The sequence below is a fragment of the Vibrio qinghaiensis genome (genome assembly GCF_002257545.1).
Taxonomy (GTDB): Bacteria; Pseudomonadota; Gammaproteobacteria; order Enterobacterales; family Vibrionaceae; genus Vibrio; species Vibrio ordalii.
The window spans coordinates 745,792-770,074 of sequence record NZ_CP022741.1 but is presented as its reverse complement, the minus strand read 5'-3'; the positions used below and the strand labels follow the sequence as shown (position 1 = coordinate 770,074).

The window sequence follows — 24,283 nt, the reverse complement described above, 5'->3', positions numbered from 1 at the left end:
AGCGCGCAAAATTATGACTCTTGATATTTCAAAATACCCAACACTGGCTTTAGCAAATTCACCCGATGAACTGCGCAGTCTACCGAAAGAGGTTCTGCCGGCATTGTGTGGTGAATTAAGAAACTATCTTCTTAATTCCGTCAGTCAGTCGAGTGGCCACCTTGCGTCAGGCTTAGGCACGGTTGAATTAACGGTTGCCCTGCACTACGTCTATAACACCCCTTTTGATCAGCTGATTTGGGATGTAGGCCACCAAGCTTACCCGCACAAAATCTTAACTGGTCGCCGCGAGCAAATGTCGACCATTCGTCAAAAAGATGGCCTGCACCCTTTTCCTTGGCGTGAAGAAAGTGAATATGACACGCTCTCTGTCGGCCACTCGTCCACTTCAATCAGTGCCGCCTTAGGGATGGCGATCAGTGCAGGTAAAGAAGGGAAAAATCGCAAAGTGGTGGGCGTGATTGGTGATGGTGCCATCACCGCGGGCATGGCCTTTGAAGCAATGAACCATGCTGGCGACGTTCACCCAGATATGTTAGTCGTGCTCAACGACAACGAAATGTCGATCTCTGAAAACGTGGGCGCACTGAATAATCATTTAGCGCAACTGCTTTCCGGTAGCCTTTATACCTCGATCCGTGAAGGGGGCAAAAAAGTGCTCTCTGGCATACCGCCTATCAAAGAGCTGGTACGTCGCACAGAAGAGCACTTGAAAGGCATGGTCGTACCCGGCACCTTGTTTGAAGAGCTTGGATTTAACTATATCGGCCCAGTAGATGGCCATGATGTGATTGAACTTATCAAGACATTACGCAACATGCGCGAGCTCAAAGGCCCGCAGTTTTTGCACATCATGACCAAAAAAGGCAAAGGTTATGAGCCCGCCGAAAAAGATCCGATTGGTTACCATGGCGTTCCTAAATTTGACCCGAGCCACACTAGCCTGCCAAAAAGCAGCAATGCTAAACCGACTTTTTCTAAAATCTTTGGCGATTTTTTATGCGACATGGCCGCGCAAGATCCAAAATTAATGGCGATTACACCCGCGATGCGTGAAGGTTCTGGCATGGTTCGCTTTTCAAAAGAGTTTCCACAACAATATTTTGATGTGGCGATTGCTGAGCAACATGCCGTCACCCTTGCGACAGGCATGGCGATTGCGGGAGATCATCCGATAGTGGCGATCTACTCAACCTTTTTACAACGGGGTTATGATCAGCTGATCCATGATGTTGCCATCATGAATTTACCGGTTATGTTTGCCATTGACCGCGCAGGGTTAGTCGGAGCTGATGGCCAAACTCACCAAGGTGCGTTTGATTTAAGCTTCATGCGCTGCATTCCCAACATGGTGATCATGGCACCCGCCGATGAAAATGAGTGCCGACAAATGCTCTATACCGGCCATAAACACACAGGGCCAAGCGCAGTGCGTTATCCTCGTGGCAATGGCATGGGAGTCGAAATCCAAACCCAATTTAGTGCGTTAGAGATTGGCAAAGGACGCATTATGCGCCAATGTGACACGGCTATCGCACATGAAAAAATCGCGATCCTCAACTTTGGCACTTTCCTACCAAACGCACTTGAAGCAGCCGATAAACTAAATGCAACGGTGGCTGACATGCGATTTGTTAAGCCCCTTGATGAAACACTCATTCGCCAACTGGCTGCGCAGCATGATGTGCTCGTGACCTTGGAAGAGAATGCGATTGCCGGTGGTGCGGGTGCTGGCGTCATTGAACTGATGATGAAAGAGAAAATCCTAAAACCGGTACTCAATCTAGGTTTGCCTGATCAATTCATCGCTCAAGGCACACAAGAAGAGCTGCATGCCGAATTAGGTTTAGATGCCAAAGGCATCGAGCGCTCCATTCAAGAATATTTAGCAAAGTAGCGAGCGTTTTATAAGCTGTCGGTTTTATGAACTGAAGGTTTTATTAACTGAAGGCTTTATTAACTGAAGGCTTTATGAACCGAATAGCTCGATAAGCTACACCACTTTCAGTTACATCCCAATACTCAAAACCCTCGCATCGCGAGGGTTTTGCTTTTATATCGGCTGGCTCCACTCAAACTGAGTAAACAGCCGTTGCCATATCTCATCAAAACCAGCTTTAAGCACTAATGTTTGGCCAGTAAACGGATGAGTAAAACGTAATTCAGAGGCATGGAGCATCAGACGCTGCGCGTCATAATGATCGCGAAATAGGCGGTTGTGCTTGCCATCACCATGAGTGGTATCACCAATAATCGGGTGACTCAAATGGTGCATATGACGACGCAGCTGATGTTTACGGCCTGTTTGCGGTTTCATTTCCACCAAACAGTAGCGGCTGGTTGGGAAACGCCCGGTTGAATACGGCACTTCTACTGTCGCTAATGGTTGATAAGCGGTGATCGCCTCTTGGGCTTCTTTATCTTGTTTGGCAAACTTATCGGCAATTTTATCTAGCTCGATTTTGAGTGGGTAATCAAGCACATCCCCTTGTTCAATCCAACCACGCACAATCGCATGGTACGTTTTTTCCATTTGATGGTTGGCAAACATCGGCATCATTTGCGCCGCTACTTCACTGGAGAGCGCAAACACGAGCACGCCAGAAGTTGGCCTATCTAATCGATGTAGGGGAAACACATGCTGGCCAATTTGATCGCGCAGCGTTTGCATCACAAATTGCGTTTCGTGTTTATCTAGCCATGAGCGATGCACCAGCATTCCTGCGGGTTTATTCACGGCGACCAAATCATCGTCCTGATACAGAATCTCTAACATGGTTGGCTTACCTCATCAATCAGGTGCAGCAGCGCAATCACTTCAGCCAATTCCGTTTGATGTTGCCATGCCTCTTCAAAATAAGGAGTGAGCGAAAACCCTTGAGGAAGCTCAGCTTGCTGCTCAATTGCCAATAACATTTTGGGGATGAAAATCCACTGCAGCCACTGCTCCGGAGTAAGGGTATCGATGGAGAAAGGCTCAGTGCTCATCAATGCGCTTTCGCTTGGCGGCTGGGATTGCCAGCGCTGAGAATTGCGTAACTGAGTTTCTAGTTGCTTCAACAGGTGGGTAAGTTTTGTGCTTACTGTCATTATTCACCAAGTTAATTTGCTAAGTGACCTTGAAAATGGGCTATAGAGTACCATTTATTGTTCAAAGAGAGTTATTGATCAAAGATAGTTATTCAAGAACACAAATTAGGGCCACTTTATCGATGGATACCATTCACACGCTTAGCCAATTGCTCACCAATAGTGGTAGCCAATATCGGATCTTTGATTTAGGAAGGCGCATCTGCCCGATTGAAAATACACACTTTTCTCAAGTAGAAAAAGGTCAGCAACCGTATCCCTATCCATTGCAGCGTCATGCTCATCTTGCCATCGCGTATTGGAACCAAGCCCAACAACCTTGGATCTGGTTTCTTAAATTCTCTTTGGATGAACGTGGCCTACTCAAACAAGCGGAGATAGGTAACTTCATTAAGTTTGTACTTGAAGCGATGGGGTCACGTTTACATCAAGATCTCAGTGATGAGCAACAGCAAAAGCTTGCCAATAACCCTTATACCTTTAAACCGAGCGACGACAAAATGGCGGTATTCCACAGTCAAATACGCGCCCAGTTGAACCTACCATCAAGTCAATATTATGAGTATGCGCAACACTATTTTAGTGGGGCTTTAGGGTGGGAAAACTGGCAGACGGTCGGCTTACAAGGCATTACTGATATTTGTGCTCGTTTAAGCAAAGAACAAAATAGCGTGCTGCTAAGAAAAGCACTAAACCACCTCCCCGCTCAGCCTTTGTATGCCCTGCTGGGGGCGCTCGAACATAGCGCACCGTTGAATGATAAGCTGGCGCTGCGTTTGCAAGAGATGGCAATGTTGCACATCGAAAGCCACGAACCTGATTTGTTCTTACTCTCTGCTTTAATACGAGCCTTATCAGGTGCGGATAATGCACTCACCGCGACCTTGGTTGAACGTATTCTGCAAAGCCCACGCTTGAGCCATCAAGAGATATTAATTGCCATTGCAGGGCGCACGTGGCATGTATTGTCTAACCCGTTGCTTGCCGAAACGTTTTTATTACGCTTGGCGCAAACAGGCAATCAAGCTCTCTTTAACCAGCTCTTTGCGGATTTAGTGATGCTGCCAGAACTGCGAATGGTACTGCTGCCACTGCTGCATTCTAGCCCTTCAATCGAATTAGCCGATGCCTTAATTCGCTTACAACAAACAACTAAAGCTCAATAACTGGAATGTTTATGCTAGGCGATCTATTGGCTATTTTATTACTCAGCTTGGGCTGCTTTCTTTTCTGGCAACAGCGTCGCCAAGCCGAATTGGCAAAAGCAGCGATCAGTCGAAAATGTGAACAACTCGACTTACAGCTGATCAGCGTTGCTTTTGGACGCCACAAATTCAAAACGCCAGAAGGACTCTGGCGTTGGCATACCGTTTATTGGTTTGAGTTTTCTGCGCTAGGTGATGACTGCTACCAAGGTGAATTACAAATGATAGGCTTTAGGCCATCTGCTTTTCATTTGCCGCCTCATCGGATGTAAACTCAAATTCCCAATAAGGGCCAAAAACATCTTCTTTCTCACCCAACAGCTCAAAGCCGAGTTTTTTGAGTACCGCAATAGAGGCATGGTGGCCAATATTAGCAGTGGCTGTAATTTTTTGTCGTTGCAATTGGTAGGCCGCTTTAGGTAAAAAAGCCTTCAATGCCTCAGTTGCAATACCTTTGCCCCAATACAATTTATCAAACAGAAAACCGAGTTCTGCTCGCTCTTCGTCAAATTCAATGAACAAATGTCCCATGTATTCGCGGTTATAATTATCTAACACCGCCATTGCGTACAAATGAGGATCATGAAGCACTCGTTGAAAAAGCTGTTTTGCTGAAGCGACCGTTTTAGGTCCATTCATCTGTGCCCGATTTTTGGCGCAACAATTGAGCATCAAAAAATCAGACTCTAACGAATCGGTGTAAGGGAGAAGAAGCGTTCTTCTTGTTACGGTTGTCACGTACAATCCTTGTTAGCCGCAAAATGATACCGAAATACTCAACTAGGCTCAGGGCAATACGCCTTAGCCCAGATAAAATCTGGTACTCTATTTTTGCAAAGAAGCCGAAAATTAAACCAACCGAACGATGAGGTAATTGATCTAGATTGTTTTTTTGTTGTTATTATTTTGCGGCACTTATCATATGATCTTTTTTTGAAGCAACAACACGCTAAAGCCAGAATGCAGGCAATAAGAAAAGCCTCAACACGCATGTGTCGAGGCTTAAAGTCTCACTCGCAGCAGTCCGGCTACTAAATCGTGTGCTCCATGCATCATCCATAATAGTGGCCAATTCTTCGGCTCATCCTGCATCGCCATCCTAGCGGTATCCAAACTTTCCATGGTACTAACACTCCGGTCAATACTCATCACTTGTTCCTTGAGCGGTGTCCATAACATCATCCCGATATTGTCCTGCCTTATCCACAAGGTGTCCATCGCCAATCCATGCAGCTCGCATCCTGCCAACTGTTGTATCCTTACGCTGTCCTAGCATCCTGCGTGATCATTCTTCGTGAATAACCTTGCCTTCTTCCTGAAGAGACCAAACCTTGGTGCTTTATTATTCCTTGTCAGAGTCCTTCCGACAGAGTTCAATTTACCCGTTTGACTTTAAGAAACAATCACCTAAAAATGTTATTTTTAACAATATGGCCTAAAGAAATAGATATTTTAATAAAAAACAGATAGTTATAAGAAAACCATCTTCCAAAACCTCCTTAAATACTGTGATTTCTTACAAACAATGTGCGAGATCTCTTACAACACTTCGCCACTTTTGCTCTTGGCAAATAAAAGGTAAGATCACGGCAACTCATCAAAAGGACAACCTATGCTCACAAAAGATGTCACTCAAGAACTAGACAGCATCTTGACTCTCTTACAAAAACAGGGAAAGGAACCGAGTGTGGCTTTGGTGAAATCGCGTCTTAGCACCTCAGTGCCAATGCCAGCCTTGATTGCAACCATCAAAAGCTGGAAGAATGCACACCGAGTACCCAAAGTGGAAGTGAGCGTTAGTACGGAAAATAGCGCGAACAAAATAGCCGAACTTGAAACACAACTAGCGGCTTTGTCAGCTCGAGTGGCAGCTCTTGAAGCACAACTAACCGAGAAATAATTAAATGATGAAAATTTGGGTGGACGCCGATGCATGTCCGAAAGTAATTCGTGAAACCATTGTCCGCGCAGCCGAAAGGACGGGCGTTGAATGTACTTTTGTGGCCAATCATGTCGTTCCGATTCCGCAAAGATCTAACATTCGTTCACTGCAAGTCCCCAGTGGTTTTGATGTTGCCGATAACGAAATCGTCAAACGGGTAGAAGTGGGCGATTTGGTCATTACTTCCGATATTCCGCTGGCCGATGAAGTGATAACCAAAGGTGGCTTGGCGCTCAATTCTCGTGGTGAGCTGTATACCAAAGAGACAATCAAGGCACGCCTCAATATTCGAGATTTTATGGATACGATGCGCTCAAGCGGTATCCAAACTGGCGGACCAAGTGCGCTTTCTCAAACAGAACGACGCGAATTTGCCAACCATTTGGATCGCATTTTGGCTAAAGCGAACAAATAACCACGTTTTGACGGTTGGACAATCACTAGCCTGTCCAACCGTTCCCCTTCATTAACGCTGAACCGCCTTAAATCTTGGATTGGTTTTACAAATCACATATAAACGACCGCGTCTTTTGACGATTTGACAATCTGGATGACGTGATTTTGCGCTTTTTAATGAACTTAATACTTTCATAGTTTACTCCTTACCAAACTGAGCAAAGCGACGATTGAAATTCGCCACTCGTCCTTCTTTTTGAACAACTCGCTGCTTACCGGTGTAATACGGATGCGATTCAGACGACACATCTAAGGTGAAATAAGGATAGGTGTTGCCATCTTCCCACTCTATCGTCCGATCAGTTTTTAGCGTTGAACCCACAATAAAATACTTATCCACACTGGTGTCGTGGAAAACCACTTTTTGGTACGGCGGATGAATTCCGTCTTTCATCAATTTCCTCTCACTTAAATTGTTATGTTATAACATGCCAATTAATAATCATTACCAAGAAGAAAAGCAAGCTTAAATGTGATATTTTTCTCAACCAACGTGAAAAAAGACGGGTACGGATATGCACACCATTGCTCCGATTGGCACTATTGAAACGCCTTATAAAGAAAAATTTGCCGTTCCTCGCCAACCTCGCCTAGTGGCGAGCGCAAGCGCGAGAGTCAAGCTCATCGGTCACGCTAATTGCTTAGAGTCGGTGCGAGGTATCGAACAATTTAGCCATGTCTGGTTACTTTTTCTGTTTGACCAAAACCTCGATGCCGGTTGGAAACCGACGGTGCGCCCACCGCGCTTAGGCGGAAATGAGCGGATCGGCGTATTTGCTTCACGGGCCACGTTTCGACCTAACGGCATCGGTATGTCTGCCGTTGAATTGAAAGGCGTCACTCAGCAAGGTGATCAGGTTTATTTGGAACTAGGCAGCGTAGATTTAGTCGATAACACACCGATCATTGACATCAAACCCTATATTCCCTATTCAGATTCGATAGCCACAGCCAGCGGTGGCTATGCCGAGAGCGAGCCCGACAAGATCGCAGTGACCTTTAGCCAAGCGGCGTTAACGGTACTGAATGCGCGAGCAGATCACGACATGGTTAAAGCCGTCATTGAGCAAGTGCTGGCTCAAGACCCTCGCCCAGCCTATAAAAAACATAAAATCGATCATAAAGAATATGCGGTAAATCTGTTCGATCTGAACGTAAAATTCACTATCGCAAACAACTTAGTCTCAGTAACCGCAATAGAACGCTTTTGACAAAGCCGATTGGCTGATATTATTAGCGGCTTAATTCTAGCCTCTCATTGGAGAGCGCTTTTAACTATCATGAAACGGATACCATAGAATGCGTACCAGTAAATATCTTCTTTCTACTTTGAAGGAGACTCCAAACGACGCAGAAGTCGTGAGCCATCAGCTCATGTTACGTGCAGGTATGATCCGTAAGCTGGCTTCAGGTCTTTATACCTGGCTGCCTACTGGTCTACGTGTGCTGCGTAAAGTCGAAAACATCGTTCGTCAAGAGATCGACAATGCCGGTGCAATCGAAACCTTGATGCCCGTTGTGCAACCGTTTGAACTGTGGGAAGAGACAGGCCGCTCTGAGAAAATGGGCCCTGAGCTACTTCGCTTTACTGACCGCCATACTCGTCCGTTTGTGCTTAGTCCAACAGCAGAAGAAGTGATCACCAGCTTGGTACGCAACGAAGTCAGCTCTTACAAGCAATTGCCGCTGAACCTGTACCAGATTCAAACCAAATTCCGTGATGAGAGACGTCCTCGTTTTGGTGTGATGCGTGCTCGTGAATTCTGCATGATGGATGCCTATAGCTTTGATATTGATAAAGCAGGCTTAGAGAAATCTTACCAAGCAATGCACGAAGCTTACTGTAAAGCCTTCGATCGCATGGGGCTTGATTACCGCCCAGTATTAGCCGACACCGGCGCTATCGGTGGTAACGGCTCGCATGAGTTCCATGTATTGGCTGAAAGTGGTGAAGACATCATCGCCTTCTCAACTGAATCGGATTACGCCGCCAACATCGAAAAAGCGGAAGCCATTGCGCCAGCCGTTGAGCGCGCCGCGCCAACTCAAGAGATGACGCAGGTTGATACGCCAAACGCCAAAACCATCGCTGAATTGGTTGAGCAGCATGGCCTACCGATTGAGAAAACAGTTAAAACACTGTTTGTAAAAGCCTCTGATGAGATCGATGCCTCTATCGTGGCACTGATCATCCGTGGTGATCATGAACTCAATGAAATCAAAGCCGAGAAACTCGCTGAAGTTGCCGCTCCGCTAGAAATGGCTAGCGAAGAAGAGATTCGCGCGCTGATTGGCGCAGGCCCAGGCTCTCTTGGCCCTGTTGGCCTTGAATTGCCATTTATCGTTGATCACAGCGTAGCCGTCATGAGCGATTTTGGCGCAGGAGCCAACATCGATGGCAAACACTACTTTGGCATCAACTGGGGCCGTGACGTTGAGCTAGCGAAAGTGGAAGATCTCCGTAACGTCGTTGAAGGCGACCCAAGCCCATGTGGCAAAGGGACACTAATGCTCAAACGCGGTATCGAAGTGGGTCATATTTTCCAATTGGGTACCAACTACTCTGAGAAAATGAACTGTGGCGTTCTTGATTCCAATGGTAAAAACACCATTTTAGAGATGGGTTGCTACGGCATTGGTGTATCACGCGTTGTGGCATCAGCCATCGAGCAAAACAACGATAAATACGGCATCATCTGGCCTGACGCGATCGCGCCTTTCCAAGTGGCGATTGTCCCCATGAACATGCACAAATCAGAGCGCGTCCAACAAGCTGCTGAAAAACTGTATGCGGAACTGACTGCTGCTGGTATTGAAGTGCTATTTGATGATCGTAAAGAGCGCCCGGGCGTAATGTTCTCAGATATGGAACTGATCGGTGTGCCACATACCATCATTATTGGCGATCGCAGTATGGATGAGGGCAACTTCGAATATAAACATCGCCGCAGTGGTGAGAAGTCGGCCGTTGCTATGAATGAAATAGTCTCCTTTATTAATGCTCAAATAGCCTAATAAAGTGTGCTATTGAAAAGGTTGCCTAAATGGCAACCTTTTTTATTTCTACAATTAGATCGGCAAGTGAACGCTTAAAGTTTCATCACCTGCAATCAGAGCTTGCGCAAACGCAAGTTCTGATTTTGTCTTTGCCAAACGTAATGTGTATATTGAGAGCCATTATCATTAGTTAGGATTTAATCTATGCAAGTTTACGGTTGTTGTGAATTAGTGCGCGAGCTTTATGCGCAGATAGGCAGTGGTGATCAAGCTTATATTCCTCAAGCAATCTCCTGCGCCATCAAAACCTTGAATGATGTCGCAGCAGACGAATCGCTGCCAAAAGCGGTTCGAGAGCAAGCAGCCTTTGCGGCAGCTAACTTGCTGATTTCTGATTTCGAGGATAAGTGATGAATTTAGCCAATTTTGCCTCGATGGATCCAATCATGCTGATGAGCATCATCAATATGAAGCTACGTGATGATTTTAATGGCGATCTCGATAAACTGGCGGATGACTTTGATATCGATCGCGCGGCATTAGAGGCTCGCTTAGCCAGTGCAGGCTTTGAGTTTTTACCGCAAATCGGTCAATTTCGTTAAGGCATAAAAAAACCCGCTAATTTAAAGCGGGTTTTCGTTCAAATAACCGTTCTTAAAGCACAGCACTCAGATTTTTTGCACTAAGCTTTTTTCTCTTTTCTTGCCAGAGCCTTACGCTCATTGCGTTTTGCTTGGTTCTCAATAAAGCCACTGAGCTCTTTTTCCGCCCAAGCTTGTGCTTGTGCTTCGCTTTCAAAACCCATTTCGCGCTTTGAAACAACACTTCTACGAGAGGTCACTTGACGTACGATTTCCGCCGCCCAACCATTGCGCTTTTCAGTCACTTTGATGGTAAATTTTTTACTTTCTGACATTTTCGTTTTCCTAAGGGAATAATAAGGGATTACTCATCAACGTTTGTCGCGCGCCATTATATTATATGGCGGCGGATGTTGAACACCATCCCTTGGTAAGCGCGGCATTAGAGCACAAATCACAATTTTTTTCTGCATTTTTTACAAAAAATTCATCCTCAAAGTAAACAAAAAAGCCGCTGAGTTGCAGCGGCTGGAATAACAAGACTAAGTCGTTTCTCTCACTGGCGACAAGGTGAGTTACCCTAAGTTCTTACGTGCATTTTGGAACATACGCATCCATGGGCTGTTTTCACCCCAAGAATCAGGATGCCAAGAGTTCGCTACCGTGCGGAACACGCGCTCTGGGTGCGGCATCATGATCGTCACGCGGCCATCTTGAGTCGTTAAGCCTGTAATCGCATTGGGTGAACCATTTGGGTTGTTCGGATATTGCTGCGTGGCATGGCCGTTGTTATCCACAAAACGCAGCGCAACGGTGCCCGATTGTTCAATCGCCGTTAAATGTGCCGTATCACGAACTTCAACGCGCCCTTCGCCGTGCGAAACCGCAATCGGCATGCGCGAGCCAGCCATCTCATTAAAAAACAGTGAATCAGATTGCTGCACTTCCACTAAGCTAAAGCGCGCTTCAAAACGCTCTGATTCATTGCGCACAAAACGCGGCCATAAATCCGCACCAGGGATTAACTCTTTCAAATTCGACAGCATTTGACAGCCGTTACACACTCCTAGCGAGAAAGTATCTTCACGTTGGAAGAAACGTTGGAACTGTTCACGAGCTTGTACATTAAACAGCACTGATTTCGCCCAGCCTTCGCCCGCGCCTAATACGTCACCATAAGAGAACCCACCACATGCGACGAGGCCTTGGTACTCTTCAAGCACCGCTTGACCCGTTAAGATGTCGCTCATGTGTATATCGGTTGTTTCAAAGCCTGCGCGATCAAACGCTGCCGCCATTTCAACGTGTGAGTTAACCCCTTGCTCGCGCAAAATAGCCATTTTTGGCTTCACGCCTTTAGCAATATACGGTGCCGCAACATCTTGTTGCACGTCAAAGCTCAAACTGACGTTAAGACCTTTATCACTGTTATCTTGTTTTGCTGCAAACTCTTGGTCCGCGCACTGCGGGTTATCGCGCAGCGCTTGCATCTTATGCGTGGTTTCAGCCCAAATGGTGCGAAGTTCGGTGCGGTTACGCACAACAATAGGTTGTTCACCAGCGGTAATGGCTAGCTCATCAGAAGCGTCAACACGACCGATAACGTGTGAACACGCTTGTAAACCATGCGCCGTTAGCGTCGAGATCACCGTCTCTAAATCGTGGTGACGAACTTGAATGACTGCGCCCAGCTCTTCATTAAATAACGCGGCCAATGCATCATCGCCTAGCGCGGCAATATCGGCTTTCACGCCACAATGACCAGCAAAGGCCATTTCAGCTAGAGTAACGAATAAACCACCGTCACCTTTATCGTGATAGGCGATAATCTGCTGATTCGCGACCAAGGTTTGGATCGCTTCATAGAAGGCTTTAAGCTGCGCCGCATTATCTACGTCTGCGGGTTTATCACCCAACTGTTTGTAAACTTGTGCTAACGCCGTTGCGCCCAAGCGATTCTTACCATTACCTAAATCAATCAAAACCAGTGAGGTTTCGCCCTTATCGGTTCTTAACTGAGGCGTAATGGTGTTACGCACATCTTCAACACGAGCAAATGCCGTAATCACCAAGGATAGCGGAGAGGTCACTTCTTTTTGTTCGCCATTCTCATCCCATTTGGTCTTCATCGACATCGAATCTTTACCCACTGGGATAGTCAGGCCGAGCGCAGGACAAAGCTCTTCACCGACCGCTTTTACTGCCTCATACAAACCAGCATCTTCACCTGGGTGACCCGCTGGTGACATCCAGTTCGCCGACAACTTAATGTGTTTGATATCACCGATATGGGTAGCGGCAATATTGGTAATCGCTTCGCCCACGGCTAAACGTGCCGATGCCCCAAAATCCAGCAAGGCAACTGGCGTGCGCTCACCCATCGACATCGCTTCGCCGTGGTAAGTATCATAACTTGCCGCAGTGACCGCGCAGTTTGCTACTGGCACTTGCCATGGACCAACCATTTGGTCACGAGCGACCAAACCAGTGACGGTTCTGTCACCAATGGTGATGAGGAAGGTTTTTTCTGCAACCGCAGGGAGACGCAGTATTCGATCAATCGCTTCGTTCAATTCGATATCACGGCGATCAAGTGCTGGATTATTAACTTTCAGCGTCTTCACATCACGATACATTTTAGGTGTTTTGCCAAGCAATACGTCCATCGGCATATCAATTGGCGTATTGTCGAAATGTGAATCTTCCAATTTCAGTTCACGCTCTTCAGTGGCAATGCCCACAACAGCATAAGGCGCGCGCTCACGTTGGCAAATGGCGTCAAAGCGCGCCATGTTTTCTGGCGCTACAGCCAGTACGTAACGCTCTTGTGATTCATTACACCAAATTTCAAGCGGGCTCATTCCCGGCTCATCGTTAGGTACATCACGCAGTTGGAAAATACCGCCACGTTCACCATCATCAACAAGCTCAGGCAATGCGTTTGAGATACCACCAGCGCCCACATCATGGATAAAGGCGATCGGATTCGCCTCACCGAGTTGCCAGCAGCGATCAATCACCTCTTGGCAGCGACGTTCCATCTCTGGGTTTTCACGCTGTACCGAGGCAAAATCAAGATCTTCCGCAGATTGACCAGATGCCATAGAAGAAGCGGCGCCCCCACCAAGGCCAATGTTCATTGCCGGACCACCGAGCACAATTAAGCTCGCGCCAACAGGGATCTCTTTTTTCTGCACATGCTCGTCGCAGATATTCCCCATCCCACCAGCAATCATGATTGGTTTGTGATAACCACGCACTTCTTCACCTGCGTGAGAATTGACTTTCTCTTCGTAAGTACGGAAGTAACCTAGCAGGTTGGGACGACCAAATTCGTTGTTAAAAGCCGCACCACCGAGCGGGCCTTCCAGCATAATATCGAGTGCCGTAACAATGCGCCCCGGTTTACCAAAATCCGTTTCCCAAGGTTGCACAAAATTCGGAATACGCAAGTTTGAAGTAGTAAAACCGACTAACCCAGCTTTAGGTTTTCCACCAATCCCCGTTGCGCCTTCATCACGAATTTCACCACCAGAACCCGTTGAAGCGCCCGGCCAAGGAGCAATCGCCGTTGGGTGGTTGTGTGTTTCCACTTTCATTAAAATATGCGCTTTTTCATGGTGATAACCATATTGGCGTGTCTCTGGATCAGGGAAAAAACGCCCAACTTCTGAACCCACCATGACGGCGGCATTATCTTTATAGGCAGACAGCACGTGATCAGGAGTTACTTCATAAGTGTTTTTGATCATCTTGAACAGCGATTTGTCTTGCTTAACGCCATCAATAGTCCAATCGGCATTGAAGATTTTATGGCGGCAATGCTCAGAGTTTGCTTGCGCAAACATCATTAATTCGATGTCGGTTGGATTACGTTCAAGCTTGGTGATGAAGCTTTCGAGCAAATAATCAATTTCGTCCTCAGCCAGTGCAAGCCCAAGGGTAACGTTTGCTTTTTCAAGCGCTGCACGTCCGCCATTCAGCAAGTCAACGTACGCCACTGGGGCAGGTTCTGCGACTTTGAACAGTGCTGTTACCGATTCGAAATCGGTAAACACGACTTCCATCATTCGGTCATGAATAATTGCTTGGATAGAGTTGATTTGCTCGGCAGAAAGCGCGACTTCGGATTCAATATAATAAGCCGTACCCCGCTCTAAACGCTTCACATCCACTAAACCACAATTGTGTGCAATATCTGTTGCTTTGGAAGACCAAGGAGAAATAGTGCCCGGACGAGGCGTCACAAGCAGAAGAAGACCTTGTGGCTCATGGTCTTGAATGGTTGGACCATAAGTGAGTAGTTTCTCTAATTTTTCAAGGGATTGAGCGTCTAAATCCGCAGAGAGATCAGCAAAATGCATAAACTCCGCGTAAATACTCGATACAGGCAGTTGCTGTTCACGACAAAGTTCAACGAGTTTGTTAACACGAAACTCAGAAAGCGCTGGGGAGCCACGCAAAATTCTCATGTGCTTAGGTCTCTTATACAGTGGGTTGAAGTGTAATTGGAATAAATTCAAAATCATTAAAATACAATAATTTAATAAAAGAAAACCGAATACATACCAATTTCACCTCGTCATTTCGGACGCATTATAAAGGAATTCTTTTTGTGACGTAACACCAAAAGCAACCGTTTGCGTCTTTTTTTGTCAAATTTGAAATACAACCACATTAGCGTGATCACCGACACTTTTTCATCCGTTTTTGATCTGAAACTTTGCCAATATGGCCGCCTTTGATATAAAGGTAGTAATTGATGTAAGAGATCGCTCATAAATGCCAAAGAATTATCTGACTCAGCTTCATCGCTCATTGTCCATTTTCCTACTCACTCTTTTTGTCGTCGGTTGCCAAATCGATTCCGATCCTAAAAGCGAGCTTGATCATATTCGTGAACGTGGCGTATTGCGAGTGGGCACGCTGAACAATCAGCTCTCCTACTACATTGGCCCTGATGGCCCCGCGGGGCTTGACTACGAGCTGGCGCGTGAATTTGCCAATCAGCTTGGGGTTAAATTGGAGATGAAACCCGCTTATCGGTTATCGAGTCTCTTTCCTGCACTGAAAAATGGGGAAATCGACGTTATTGCAGCAGGATTAAGCCAGTCCAACCAACATCTGAATGAGTTCAGAACAGGGCCCGCTTATTACTATGTCAGCCAACAAGTCGTCTATAAGAAAGGCAACTGGCGTCCAAGAAATTTAAAACAATTACTGGAAAAACAACCGGAACTGATTGCTGGTCATGAAGGTGACAGCGTTTTTGCTATCGTGAATGAATCCCACTTTGAAAATACGCTCAGCGACATTAAACAGATCCACCCAGAGTTTCAGTACAATGTGAATAATAACGCCGACGTTAACGACCTTTTAAAACAAGTTTCGAATGGCGAACTGCTGTTTACCATGGCTGATTCGGTCGAAGTCTCGCTATCGCAGCGAATCTACCCTGACTTAGCCATCGCCTTTGAATTAACTGAAGATCAGCCCATCGCTTGGTATATGCGTCGTTCTGAAGATGAAAGCTTATACGCCTTGATGATTGAGTTTTTTGGCAACCTTAAACAATCTGGCCAACTAGCAGCCTTGGAAGAGAAATATATTGGTCACGTCGGTACATTTGATTATGTCGATACGCGCGCCTTTATTAGAGCTCTCGATGTGCGCCTCCCCAAATGGTCGCCTCTTTTCCAACAATATTCTGACGAATTTGATTGGCGATTGATTGCCGCCTTAGCTTATCAAGAATCCCACTGGAATCCCTTGGCTAAATCTCCCACGGGAGTGCGCGGCATGATGATGCTAACCCTCCCAACGGCTAAAAGTGTTGGTGTAACCAATCGGCTCGATCCGGAACAATCGATCCGTGGTGGTGTCGAATACCTACGTCGGATGGTGCAACGTATACCAGACTCGATCCCAGAACATGAGAAAATTTGGTTTGCTCTTGCTTCCTATAACGTCGGCTATGGGCATATGATGGATGCAAGGCGCTTAACTAAACAGCAAGGTGCCAACCCTGATTCCTGGACCGAAGTCAAAGATCGCCTCCCCCAGTTGAGGCAGAAAAAATACTTCAGCCAAACCCGATATGGTTATGCACGAGGTGATGAAGCTAAAGCCTACGTTGAAAATATTCGTCGCTATTATCAAAGTATTATTGGCCATGTTGATCAACAAAAACGGATAGACAATAGTTCAGGTACTGATGATTTGGTTGTGATCAGTATTGAGGAGGAGGAAGCCGCGGTAGAAGCTATGCAATCGGCCGATGAGGCGCAGGATAATCAGTATCTCGACCCCGCAGCTCGATAAGCATAAGGATAGCTAAATCTTCCACATTGAACAAAAATTGCACACTTGATTTCCAAGTGTGCAGCCCATACATCAAAACGTGAAAAAGATCGTTTCCTAAGTTTCATATTATGGTAACAATCCAGAGCTATAAAGGCAGATTAAAATTGTCATAAGGCACCCTAAACCATTAGGGATCATTGTCAAAACTCAGTAGTAGGAGGTTGTTTATGCTGAAACGTAAAAAGCTATCAAAACACCTTAATAAAACGGTGGCAGCGAACCGTCGTAAACGTATGTTATCCAATAATAAAAAGAAAATTATCTGGCGTAACCGTGCGTTTATGCAATTAATCTCTGTTTAACCTTCAGCGGCAAACATCTACCCAAAGTGGATGTTTGCTAAAAACCCTCACTCTGTTGCTTATTCCGCTGTTTTTCCGCCTGTATCTCTGCGCGTCTTCGTCTAAAAAAGATTGCAGTTGCTCCCGACACTCCTCTTCTAACAATCCTTTATCGACCGTCACGTAATGATAGGAGGCTTGGCTTTCAAATAAATTCAGCACCGTACCGGCCGCCCCAGCTTTGAGATCTGGAGCGCCAAAGACAATCCTTTTGACTCGGCTATGCAGCAGTGCGCCTGCGCACATTGGGCAGGGCTCCAAAGTGACGTATAAGGTAGTATCAAGCAAACGATAATTTTGTAACCGTTGACCTGCTTGACGCAGAGCCTGAATTTCAGCGTGCGCTGTCGCATCATGTTGACCAATAGAGGTATTCCAACCTTCAGCAATAATTTCGCCATCTTTAACAAGCACAGCGCCCACAGGCACTTCACCTGCTTGTTCTGCAAGATTGGCAAGCGCGATGGCTCGGCGCATAAACTCTTGATCTTGAAAGGTAAACTGTGTATTCATATATCCTATTTTCTCTTTCACTAGCCTTTACCGTTAGCGGACGATAACTGTTCTGCCAGAAAATCCATCAGCAACCTAACTTTTGAAGACAAATGACGATTTTAATGCATAAAGGTTATGATCACAGTTATTTTTTCATTCAAAGTTTCATTGATGATCACTTAGCATTTCACGCGCAACATCTGCACAAATAAGATTGAAAAAGCCCGCGATACACTCGCGGGCTTTTAATTCAGACTCGATAAATAACGTTAACGCTACAAGCTGTATGTGTAAGGTGCTTGCACCCCTAGCGGAATACCAAAAGCCCAGTAAGCGAGCAGGAACAGCGTCCAACCAATCAGCATCGCGATGGAGAAAGGCATCATCATTGAAGCCAAGGTGCCAATGCCCGTCGATTTTACATAACGTTGACAATACACCACGACTAATGGGAAGAAAACCATCAGTGGAGAGATAATGTTAGAAACCGAATCGCCGACGCGGTAAGCCGCTTGCGATAGCTCGGGAGAAATCCCTACCGCCATCAACATAGGTACCAGAATTGGACCAATCAATGCCCATTTTGCCGAGGCCGAACCCACCAGCAAATTAACGCTAGCCGTGAGTAAAATCATCCCCACAATCGTTGCTTGGCCGGGTAAGTCCATCGCTTTTAGGCCTTCGGCGCCATACAATGCCAACATAGTACCAATATTAGACTGACCAAACGCCGATAAGAACTGAGCACAGAAGAACGACATCACTATGTATGCACCCATCGTAGCCATGGTGCCAGACATCGCTTTTATCACGTCATTACTGTTTTTAAAGGTGCCAGCCACTCGGCCATACACAATTCCAGGAATAATAAACAAGATAAAAATTAAAGGAACGATCGACTTCATCACTGGCGCAGAAAAGGCCGTTAGCTCACCATCAGGCGAACGCAGCGCTGAGTTTTCTGGGATCAAAGCCGCTACTAGTAATGCAATACCTACCACCATTGCCCAGCCAGCAAAACGAAATGCTCTCGATTCCGTTGCGCTGAATGTTCCTAGATCAGGCGCTACCTCTGCATCCTCATCAACAGGCATATTCGCTAGACGAGGTTCAATGATTTTCTCAGTCACATACCAACCAATCGCGACGATGATCACCGAAGAAAAACCCGTGAAGAAAATGTTCGCCAGCGGGTTCACTATGTATTGAGGATCCAAAATTTGTGCGGCGGTTTGTGTAAAACCAGCGAGTAAAGGATCAATACCAGAAGGGATAAAGTTCGCTGAAAAGCCACCAGAAACACCAGCAAATGCGGCTGCAATACCGGCCAGTGGATGACGCCCTGCCGCATGGAAAATAATCCCACCGAGAGGAATAACCAATACATAACCAGCATCAGCAGCCGTATGCGACACTATCGCCACCAAAATCAGCATCGGTGTCAATAGTTTTGCTGGCGTGAAATTTAGCATTTTCTTAAGGCCGGTGGTGATAAACCCAGAAGAATCAGCCACTCCCACACCGAGCATGGCAACCAGCACGATACCTAGCGGCGCAAAGCTGGTGAATGTGGTCACCATATTGGCTAGAAAACTCGCGAGCGCTTTACCTGTCAGCAAGTTATTCACTTGCAGTGCTTCACCCGTTCGAGGGTTGGTCAAATCAAACGTCACATTCGATAACAGTGCCGATGAAACCCAAACAATAATCAGTGCCCAGAAGAACAAAATCGCAGGGTCAGGAATTTTATTTCCTGCACGTTCAATAAAATTTAAAAAGCGATCCATACCGCTCGGCTTCGGAAATGGTGCTTGTTTTACGACTTGGTTACTCATTCGTAACTCCATATGTGATGTTGCTGCTGTAGGCCTATATCTGTTTATTTAGCCGGCCTATAAATCGTCGGTTATTCTATAAAAAAGCCACCACCAAAACACAAGCTTGCACATGTTTTTACAAAAACGGGGACATATTTTGCAAAAATAACCTTCCACCACAACAATCTAAACACATTAAAATGCTCTTTTTTTATACAACTTAGCAACCAATTTGCAAAGCCAAACATTTCATTTTTTCATAAGCATCGAGACACTAATCAAACTCACTGAACTGAGAAATCATGGTTTTCAGCTCAACCGACTGCTTATTTCCCTGACGATCATACCAATAAGACTCGATATAAATGGTTTTCAGTGAGCCAGATAGAGAGACCGTTGGTACTGACCAACTGAGGGTATAAAAAGGGTGTGAGTGATCTTGTCCGTTGACAATATCACTATCAAAATCCGCTGGCGTGAGAGTAGAAATCGCGGCAGAAGCGCCACGGGTACGAAACCATTCCAATTTTTGTTCGGCCAAATGTAGTGCTTCGATACTATGAACGGCAAAATCCGCTTTTTGCTCAACCAACACTTGTAATTTGACCAACCCCAGTGCCCCAACACCAATTAGAACAAACGATATCATTACTTCTATTAGGCTAAATCCTTGCTGTTTAGAGATCATTCCATGAACCTTTTTGCCATCTAGGTGGAACCGAAAAGGAAAAACTGCTTTCAATATCACTGTTATATTGCAAACTTAGCGAGTTATAAAATAGTGCTATCTGCCCTTGGGTATCAAAGGCCATTCCTCCGGTAAATTGAAAGGATCCCGACTGTAAGTAGGTAGCGTGCTTTGGTGTCAAAATGGTACTGCTGTCGTACAGTTTTTTTATCGGTGCATCAAAATTAGCATTGAGATCCGCGATGAATTCAGCATCAAATCCATTCCAATTTACCGTATCAGTGGCAAATCCACTATTAAAGTGAAAGAGCACCCCTTGAATGCTGCCACTCCCTCGAATCCCTAACACGCCATTATGCACCAACAAAAAAAGGTAAGTCCCAGGATGAGCATTTTGGATGGTTGAGATTGTATCAATCGATGCTTGGTTCAGTTGACAGCTGCCATCAATCCATACTTGGTTGGGCTGACCAAGAACCAAAGCACCTTTAAATTTCGAAACACAATCGACATCACCACTGGTCATCGTGTAACTCAAGAACTTAAATTCAGTATCGTCGCGTGCTTTTTCCCATTCTCCCCGTTCGTAACCAAAGAGATCTTTAAATGGGTTTAGCGTTTCATCTCGGTAAATATCATTTTTGACATCAACTGCTTCATAAAGACCGCTGCTATTTTTCCAAATACCGCTTTGTACACTACTGCCCGTTTTATGCGTCGGCGCGCAGTCGGTACTATTGTCAAAAGCAGTGCTGGGTTTTTGAATAGCACTCCCAACGCCATTATTTGTCACTCCCGCCGTAGCAATAATATACTTAGCAACAGCGATAGCCGCGCATTCATATTTCCCATCACTATTTTTAGGCCCGGGATCTGGTGGAGAAATAAGTGTAGAGCCAAACACAATTAAATCTGAAGTAGAACGAATGGCTCCTGGACTTCTCTCACGTTGAAACAGAATATTTTTTTTCAACGTCGCCATTTGATACTGGGACATTAGTGTACTGGCGTTAGTAGGGTCTGCAGAGAGGTACGTTAACTCTAAATCTACACATAAGGTATTGAGGTTATTGGGAATTGAACTATTTTTATTGTTCACAATATGGCTATAACCACACTCAAGCCCCCCTTCAGCTCGCCAATGCTGTTGCCTCGCTTGCACCTCATTTTGTGCTCGTTTGATCTGAAAAAAGAGCGCACGGTAGGAGCCTAATGCCACCACTAAAGCGAGCACCAACAAAAGTGTGGTGATCAATAACGTTACAGCGCCTTGCTGAGCTTGCTTCATTACTGCCAATTCCTTTGTTTTATTGCCACTCCAAATGAGGTTGATACACGGCTATCCCCCACCAACTCTGCTGCGATAGAGATCGTCATGTAGGCTGAGCTCACACCATTCGCCGCTAATGATGATCGCTGGACTTGAAAATGAGTCACATTAATCTGGTTAGTATCAAAAATAGCAGAGCAACCAGCCGTCGCTTGAGAAACGGTTTTGGCCCCTGAAATCACAGACGTCGGCCTGTCACAGACACCCAACGCGCCAGAAGTCATGACAAACCCAACATTTCTGATCTGTTTCGTTGCCCCCGTATCATCAAGGTAGGCATACGCAAGCGTTGATTGGTCAGCCGAAACAAAAACGATATCATCGCTATCCAATAACGTGAGTGAATTACCATGGCCGCCATCGTAACCTGCACGTTGAATATCTTGTTTGAGGTATTGCAGCGCGCCCGTCACTTGTTGCAGTAGCAGTAGCTCCTTGCCTCTTTCGGTCGCTACCTTCTGCCCAGTGATGAATACAGAGCCAATAATGGCTATCGCAATCAAGCCAAGCATGGATGCCACCATGAACTCAATTAACGTTGCCCCCATTTGCTTGGTTTCAGCGATATGGGCTTTATAGGTATGCTTTTTTGCTCTCGGTATGTTAGCTGCACTGCTTAAAACCAAAATAGTCGCCTCCATTACCACATAGGCGCATTCGTCCTGAAGGTCTATAGGTCGTGAATTTTAGTGCACCTTGGTGCGTTGAAAAATCAAGGCTCCCATTTACAGCTCGGCCATTAATGGCATCAAAATGGATCTGATTTGATGGGTAATTCACCCCCAATTCAATATTGCGATAAGGTTGCCCCGATAGCGATGAAATCACTTGCCCGCCGGGATAGGTTCCTGAATTAGTCAGCACGATTTGCCATTCACCTTGGCTATTAACCGCACCCGACATGACAATATGTGCCCATAGCGGCTGCTTTCTCATTACGGCTTCCGAACGGGCGCTCATCATAAAGCCATTAATCTCACCCGCTAAACGTTGCATCTTTTGCCTATCACTGACTTGTTTGAAATTGGGAGCCGCTATCGTGAGTAAAATAGACAAAACGAAAACCGTGATAAGCAGCTCAAGTAAAGTAAACCCGCGAGCCATTTCCCAAATTCCTATGTAATTAAAATATGAAACAAAATTCACCTTGCGCGAATGCTATCACCTAATAAAAATAGCGGCTAAATCAGCAAGGAACTCCACGTGATGATTCGAAATTCTAAATGCAACAACCACAACCGGCGGTCGTTCGGGATGACATTGATCGAATTATTGATTGCGGTTGTGATTATTGGCGTACTGTCTGCAATCGCTTATCCAAGTTATACCAAGCACGTTTTAAAAGGACACCGAACCACCGCACTCGCCGATATGGGCAGAATTCAACTGGAACTGGAGCATCACTACGATAAGAGTTATGACTGGAGCGGGATCATTTCAGGGGCAAATTGCGTCATCTGTGAAAGCAATGCTGAACGCTATCAGTTTTCAGTCGCCAGCTCCGCAACCAATAGCTACACCATTACCGCGACGGCGCAGAGCACCAGAGGCCAAGACAAGGATGAATGTCTAACCAGCGATAAGGCCATGACATTGAAATCAACCAACGAATCAGCCCCAAGCGCATGTTGGAAATAGAACACCACAAAGGTTCAGTTTGTGAGGGGAGGACAAAGTCATCCTGTATCAGGAACGAATAAGGCCTGCAATGCAGGCCTTATTGAATAGAGAATAATTCAACAGTGAATTAGCTGGTTAAATCATCGAAGAACTTTTTCACGCCATTAAAGAAACCTTCCGATTTTGGCTTATGCTTATTTGCCGCTTCACCACCGCAAGTTTCTTCAAATTCACGTAATAGTTCTTTTTGACGCGCGCTCAGTTTCACTGGTGTTTCAACCACGAGTTTGACAACCAAATCACCGATCGCCCCACCGCGTACGCCTTTCACACCTTTACCACGCATACGGAACATGCGCCCTGTTTGCGTCTCTTCTGGCACTTTCAAGTTTACACGGCCATCGAGTGTTGGAACTTCAACTTCACCGCCAAGCGCTGCCATAGCAAAGCTTACAGGGACTTCACAATATAAGTTGTTGCCATCGCGTTCAAAAATGTGGTGCTCTTTGACGTGAACTTGCACGTACAAATCCCCCGCTGGAGCGCCCATTTCTCCCGCTTCACCTTCGCCAGATAAACGAATGCGATCGCCCGTATCCACACCGGCTGGAATTTTAACATTAAGCGTTTTGGTTTTTTGCTTACGCCCCTGTCCGTGACACACGTTACATGGGTCTTTAATGATCTTGCCTTTACCATGGCAAGTCGGACAGGTTTGCTGTACAGCAAAAAATCCTTGGCGCATCTGTACTTGGCCGTGACCATGACAGGTTCCACACGTTTGCGCAGACGAGCCTTTCTTCGCGCCAGTACCTTCACAAGAATCACAATGGACCAGTGTTGGCACTTCAATCTCTTTTGAACAACCACGAACGGCCTCTTCTAAAGACAGTTCCATGTTGTAACGCAAATCAGCACCACGTTGTGCACGCGCTTGACCACCGCCACGACGACCACCACCGAAAATGTCACCAAAGACATCACCGAAGATATCGCCAAAATCAGCACTGCCGCCGCCAAAACCACCACCGCCCATTCCGCCTTGTTCAAAAGCAGCGTGACCGTACTGATCATAAGCCGCTTTCTTTTGCGAATTGGTTAAAATTTCATACGCTTCTTTTACTTCTTTAAACTTGTCCGAAGCGCTGTCATCCCCTTGGTTTCTATCAGGGTGAAACTTCATTGCTAGGCGCTTGTACGCCTTTTTAATATCGCGCTCAGAGGCATCTCGGCCTACGCCTAATACTTCGTAAAAATCACGTTTTGACATCTTCTTCGTCACCAATTTGTTACCGCAAACGACACGCTGCCGCTTGGTGTTTATATCGACCTAACTAATGGCTCTAGATTCTAGTGAA

General features: G+C 45.9%; 26 protein-coding genes and 2 pseudogenes. 13 read left to right on the top strand and 15 right to left on the bottom strand.

Features of this window, described 5'->3' with window-relative positions:
* Positions 1-13: 13 nt before the first annotated feature.
* Positions 14-1,897 carry a 1-deoxy-D-xylulose-5-phosphate synthase gene (gene dxs, locus CCZ37_RS03710; RefSeq protein ID WP_010319091.1) on the top strand — a complete coding sequence of 628 codons (1,884 nt, stop codon included), beginning with the start codon at positions 14-16 and terminating at the stop codon, positions 1,895-1,897.
* Between the two features lie 156 nt (positions 1,898-2,053).
* Here the strand turns inward: dxs and truC are convergent, their stop codons facing one another.
* Both truC and CCZ37_RS03700 read right to left on the bottom strand, forming a co-directional pair.
* Positions 2,054-2,776, bottom strand: coding sequence for a tRNA pseudouridine(65) synthase TruC (truC, locus tag CCZ37_RS03705; protein WP_017044189.1), 723 nt, complete (start codon positions 2,774-2,776; stop codon positions 2,054-2,056).
* The gene (locus CCZ37_RS03700) at positions 2,770-3,090 is read right to left on the bottom strand and encodes a YqcC family protein (protein ID WP_094499774.1); all 321 of its coding nucleotides are present in this window, start codon (positions 3,088-3,090) and stop codon (positions 2,770-2,772) included. Before CCZ37_RS03700 ends, truC begins: the two co-directional genes overlap by 7 nt.
* A 122-nt stretch (positions 3,091-3,212) precedes the next feature.
* Between CCZ37_RS03700 and CCZ37_RS03695 the strand changes: the two genes are divergently transcribed.
* Together CCZ37_RS03695 and CCZ37_RS03690 are read left to right on the top strand one after the other, a co-directional pair.
* On the top strand, positions 3,213-4,256 hold the full coding sequence (locus CCZ37_RS03695; protein ID WP_094500786.1) for a DUF3549 family protein: 1,044 nt from the start codon (positions 3,213-3,215) through the stop codon (positions 4,254-4,256).
* An 11-nt stretch (positions 4,257-4,267) separates the two neighbouring features.
* Positions 4,268-4,567 (top strand): DUF3301 domain-containing protein, encoded by a 300-nt coding sequence (locus CCZ37_RS03690; RefSeq protein WP_017045584.1) that lies wholly within the window; start codon positions 4,268-4,270, stop codon positions 4,565-4,567.
* Here the strand turns inward: CCZ37_RS03690 and CCZ37_RS03685 are convergent.
* Positions 4,527-5,039, bottom strand: coding sequence for a GNAT family N-acetyltransferase (locus tag CCZ37_RS03685; RefSeq protein WP_094499773.1), 513 nt, complete (start codon positions 5,037-5,039; stop codon positions 4,527-4,529). The two genes, CCZ37_RS03690 and CCZ37_RS03685, sit on opposite strands and share 41 nt — an antisense overlap.
* A gap of 258 nt (positions 5,040-5,297) precedes the next feature.
* The gene (locus tag CCZ37_RS19000; RefSeq protein ID WP_167372378.1) at positions 5,298-5,444 is read right to left on the bottom strand and encodes a hypothetical protein; all 147 of its coding nucleotides are present in this window, start codon (positions 5,442-5,444) and stop codon (positions 5,298-5,300) included.
* Between the two features lie 463 nt (positions 5,445-5,907).
* Here CCZ37_RS19000 and CCZ37_RS03680 point away from each other — a divergent pair, with 463 nt between their 5' ends.
* Together CCZ37_RS03680 and CCZ37_RS03675 are read left to right on the top strand one after the other, a co-directional pair.
* Positions 5,908-6,195, top strand: a complete 288-nt coding sequence (locus CCZ37_RS03680) for a hypothetical protein (RefSeq protein WP_094499772.1) — start codon at positions 5,908-5,910, stop codon at positions 6,193-6,195.
* Positions 6,196-6,202: 7 nt separating this feature from the next.
* Entirely contained in the window at positions 6,203-6,652 is a 450-nt protein-coding gene (locus CCZ37_RS03675; RefSeq protein ID WP_026027673.1) for a YaiI/YqxD family protein, read from the top strand.
* A gap of 51 nt (positions 6,653-6,703) precedes the next feature.
* Here CCZ37_RS03675 and ykgO read toward each other — a convergent pair whose 3' ends face one another.
* Both ykgO and CCZ37_RS03665 read right to left on the bottom strand, forming a co-directional pair.
* The gene (gene ykgO / locus CCZ37_RS03670) at positions 6,704-6,829 is read right to left on the bottom strand and encodes a type B 50S ribosomal protein L36 (protein WP_010319082.1); all 126 of its coding nucleotides are present in this window, start codon (positions 6,827-6,829) and stop codon (positions 6,704-6,706) included.
* A 3-nt stretch (positions 6,830-6,832) separates the two neighbouring features.
* On the bottom strand, positions 6,833-7,087 hold the full coding sequence (locus CCZ37_RS03665) for a type B 50S ribosomal protein L31 (RefSeq protein WP_010319081.1): 255 nt from the start codon (positions 7,085-7,087) through the stop codon (positions 6,833-6,835).
* Positions 7,088-7,208: 121 nt separating this feature from the next.
* Here CCZ37_RS03665 and tsaA point away from each other — a divergent pair, with 121 nt between their 5' ends.
* The 4 genes from tsaA to CCZ37_RS03645 all read left to right on the top strand — a co-directional run bounded on the left by tsaA (position 7,209) and on the right by CCZ37_RS03645 (position 10,292).
* Entirely contained in the window at positions 7,209-7,904 is a 696-nt protein-coding gene (gene tsaA, locus CCZ37_RS03660; protein WP_017045586.1) for a tRNA (N6-threonylcarbamoyladenosine(37)-N6)-methyltransferase TrmO, read from the top strand.
* A gap of 88 nt (positions 7,905-7,992) precedes the next feature.
* Positions 7,993-9,708, top strand: a complete 1,716-nt coding sequence (locus CCZ37_RS03655; protein WP_017047972.1) for a proline--tRNA ligase — start codon at positions 7,993-7,995, stop codon at positions 9,706-9,708.
* A gap of 186 nt (positions 9,709-9,894) precedes the next feature.
* Positions 9,895-10,101, top strand: a complete 207-nt coding sequence (locus CCZ37_RS03650; protein WP_010319078.1) for a YaeP family protein — start codon at positions 9,895-9,897, stop codon at positions 10,099-10,101.
* On the top strand, positions 10,101-10,292 hold the full coding sequence (locus CCZ37_RS03645; protein ID WP_010319077.1) for a DUF4250 domain-containing protein: 192 nt from the start codon (positions 10,101-10,103) through the stop codon (positions 10,290-10,292). Before CCZ37_RS03650 ends, CCZ37_RS03645 begins: the two co-directional genes overlap by 1 nt.
* 80 nt (positions 10,293-10,372) lie before the next feature.
* Here CCZ37_RS03645 and CCZ37_RS03640 read toward each other — a convergent pair whose 3' ends face one another.
* Positions 10,373-10,606 carry a DUF3622 domain-containing protein gene (locus CCZ37_RS03640; RefSeq protein WP_010319076.1) on the bottom strand — a complete coding sequence of 78 codons (234 nt, stop codon included), beginning with the start codon at positions 10,604-10,606 and terminating at the stop codon, positions 10,373-10,375.
* Between the two features lie 240 nt (positions 10,607-10,846).
* Positions 10,847-14,743, bottom strand: coding sequence for a phosphoribosylformylglycinamidine synthase (gene purL, locus CCZ37_RS03635; RefSeq protein WP_094499771.1), 3,897 nt, complete (start codon positions 14,741-14,743; stop codon positions 10,847-10,849).
* A gap of 310 nt (positions 14,744-15,053) precedes the next feature.
* Between purL and mltF the strand changes: the two genes are divergently transcribed.
* Positions 15,054-16,592 (top strand): membrane-bound lytic murein transglycosylase MltF, encoded by a 1,539-nt coding sequence (mltF, locus tag CCZ37_RS03630; RefSeq protein WP_094499770.1) that lies wholly within the window; start codon positions 15,054-15,056, stop codon positions 16,590-16,592.
* A 209-nt stretch (positions 16,593-16,801) separates the two neighbouring features.
* A complete protein-coding gene (locus CCZ37_RS19565; RefSeq protein WP_010319492.1) occupies positions 16,802-16,936 on the top strand; it encodes a hypothetical protein in 135 nt (44 codons plus the stop codon).
* A 37-nt stretch (positions 16,937-16,973) separates the two neighbouring features.
* Here the strand turns inward: CCZ37_RS19565 and tadA are convergent.
* Positions 16,974-17,488: pseudogene (gene tadA, locus CCZ37_RS03625) on the bottom strand (tRNA adenosine(34) deaminase TadA).
* Positions 17,489-17,580: 92 nt separating this feature from the next.
* Here tadA and CCZ37_RS19280 point away from each other — a divergent pair.
* Positions 17,581-17,682, top strand: a pseudogene (locus tag CCZ37_RS19280) (S-formylglutathione hydrolase); the annotation flags it as partial.
* 63 nt (positions 17,683-17,745) lie between these two features.
* Here CCZ37_RS19280 and CCZ37_RS03615 read toward each other — a convergent pair.
* The 5 genes from CCZ37_RS03615 to CCZ37_RS03595 form a co-directional block, all read right to left on the bottom strand.
* Positions 17,746-19,305 carry an AbgT family transporter gene (locus tag CCZ37_RS03615; RefSeq protein WP_010319495.1) on the bottom strand — a complete coding sequence of 520 codons (1,560 nt, stop codon included), beginning with the start codon at positions 19,303-19,305 and terminating at the stop codon, positions 17,746-17,748.
* Between the two features lie 256 nt (positions 19,306-19,561).
* The gene (locus CCZ37_RS03610; RefSeq protein ID WP_010319496.1) at positions 19,562-19,975 is read right to left on the bottom strand and encodes a type IV pilus modification PilV family protein; all 414 of its coding nucleotides are present in this window, start codon (positions 19,973-19,975) and stop codon (positions 19,562-19,564) included.
* On the bottom strand, positions 19,965-21,272 hold the full coding sequence (locus tag CCZ37_RS03605) for a hypothetical protein (RefSeq protein WP_094499769.1): 1,308 nt from the start codon (positions 21,270-21,272) through the stop codon (positions 19,965-19,967). The genes CCZ37_RS03610 and CCZ37_RS03605 overlap by 11 nt, the downstream gene beginning before the upstream one ends.
* Positions 21,263-21,931, bottom strand: a complete 669-nt coding sequence (locus tag CCZ37_RS03600; protein ID WP_094499768.1) for a PilW family protein — start codon at positions 21,929-21,931, stop codon at positions 21,263-21,265. The genes CCZ37_RS03605 and CCZ37_RS03600 overlap by 10 nt, the downstream gene beginning before the upstream one ends.
* Positions 21,909-22,409, bottom strand: coding sequence for a GspH/FimT family pseudopilin (locus tag CCZ37_RS03595; RefSeq protein ID WP_094499767.1), 501 nt, complete (start codon positions 22,407-22,409; stop codon positions 21,909-21,911). The genes CCZ37_RS03600 and CCZ37_RS03595 overlap by 23 nt, the downstream gene beginning before the upstream one ends.
* A 102-nt stretch (positions 22,410-22,511) precedes the next feature.
* On the opposite strand from CCZ37_RS03595, the gene CCZ37_RS03590 reads away from it, so the two are divergent.
* Positions 22,512-22,943, top strand: a complete 432-nt coding sequence (locus CCZ37_RS03590; RefSeq protein ID WP_208613938.1) for a type IV pilin protein — start codon at positions 22,512-22,514, stop codon at positions 22,941-22,943.
* Between the two features lie 109 nt (positions 22,944-23,052).
* Here the strand turns inward: CCZ37_RS03590 and dnaJ are convergent, their stop codons facing one another.
* Positions 23,053-24,195: a molecular chaperone DnaJ gene (gene dnaJ / locus CCZ37_RS03585; protein ID WP_094499765.1), complete on the bottom strand. Its 1,143-nt coding sequence runs from the start codon at positions 24,193-24,195 to the stop codon at positions 23,053-23,055.
* Positions 24,196-24,283: the final 88 nt, after the last annotated feature.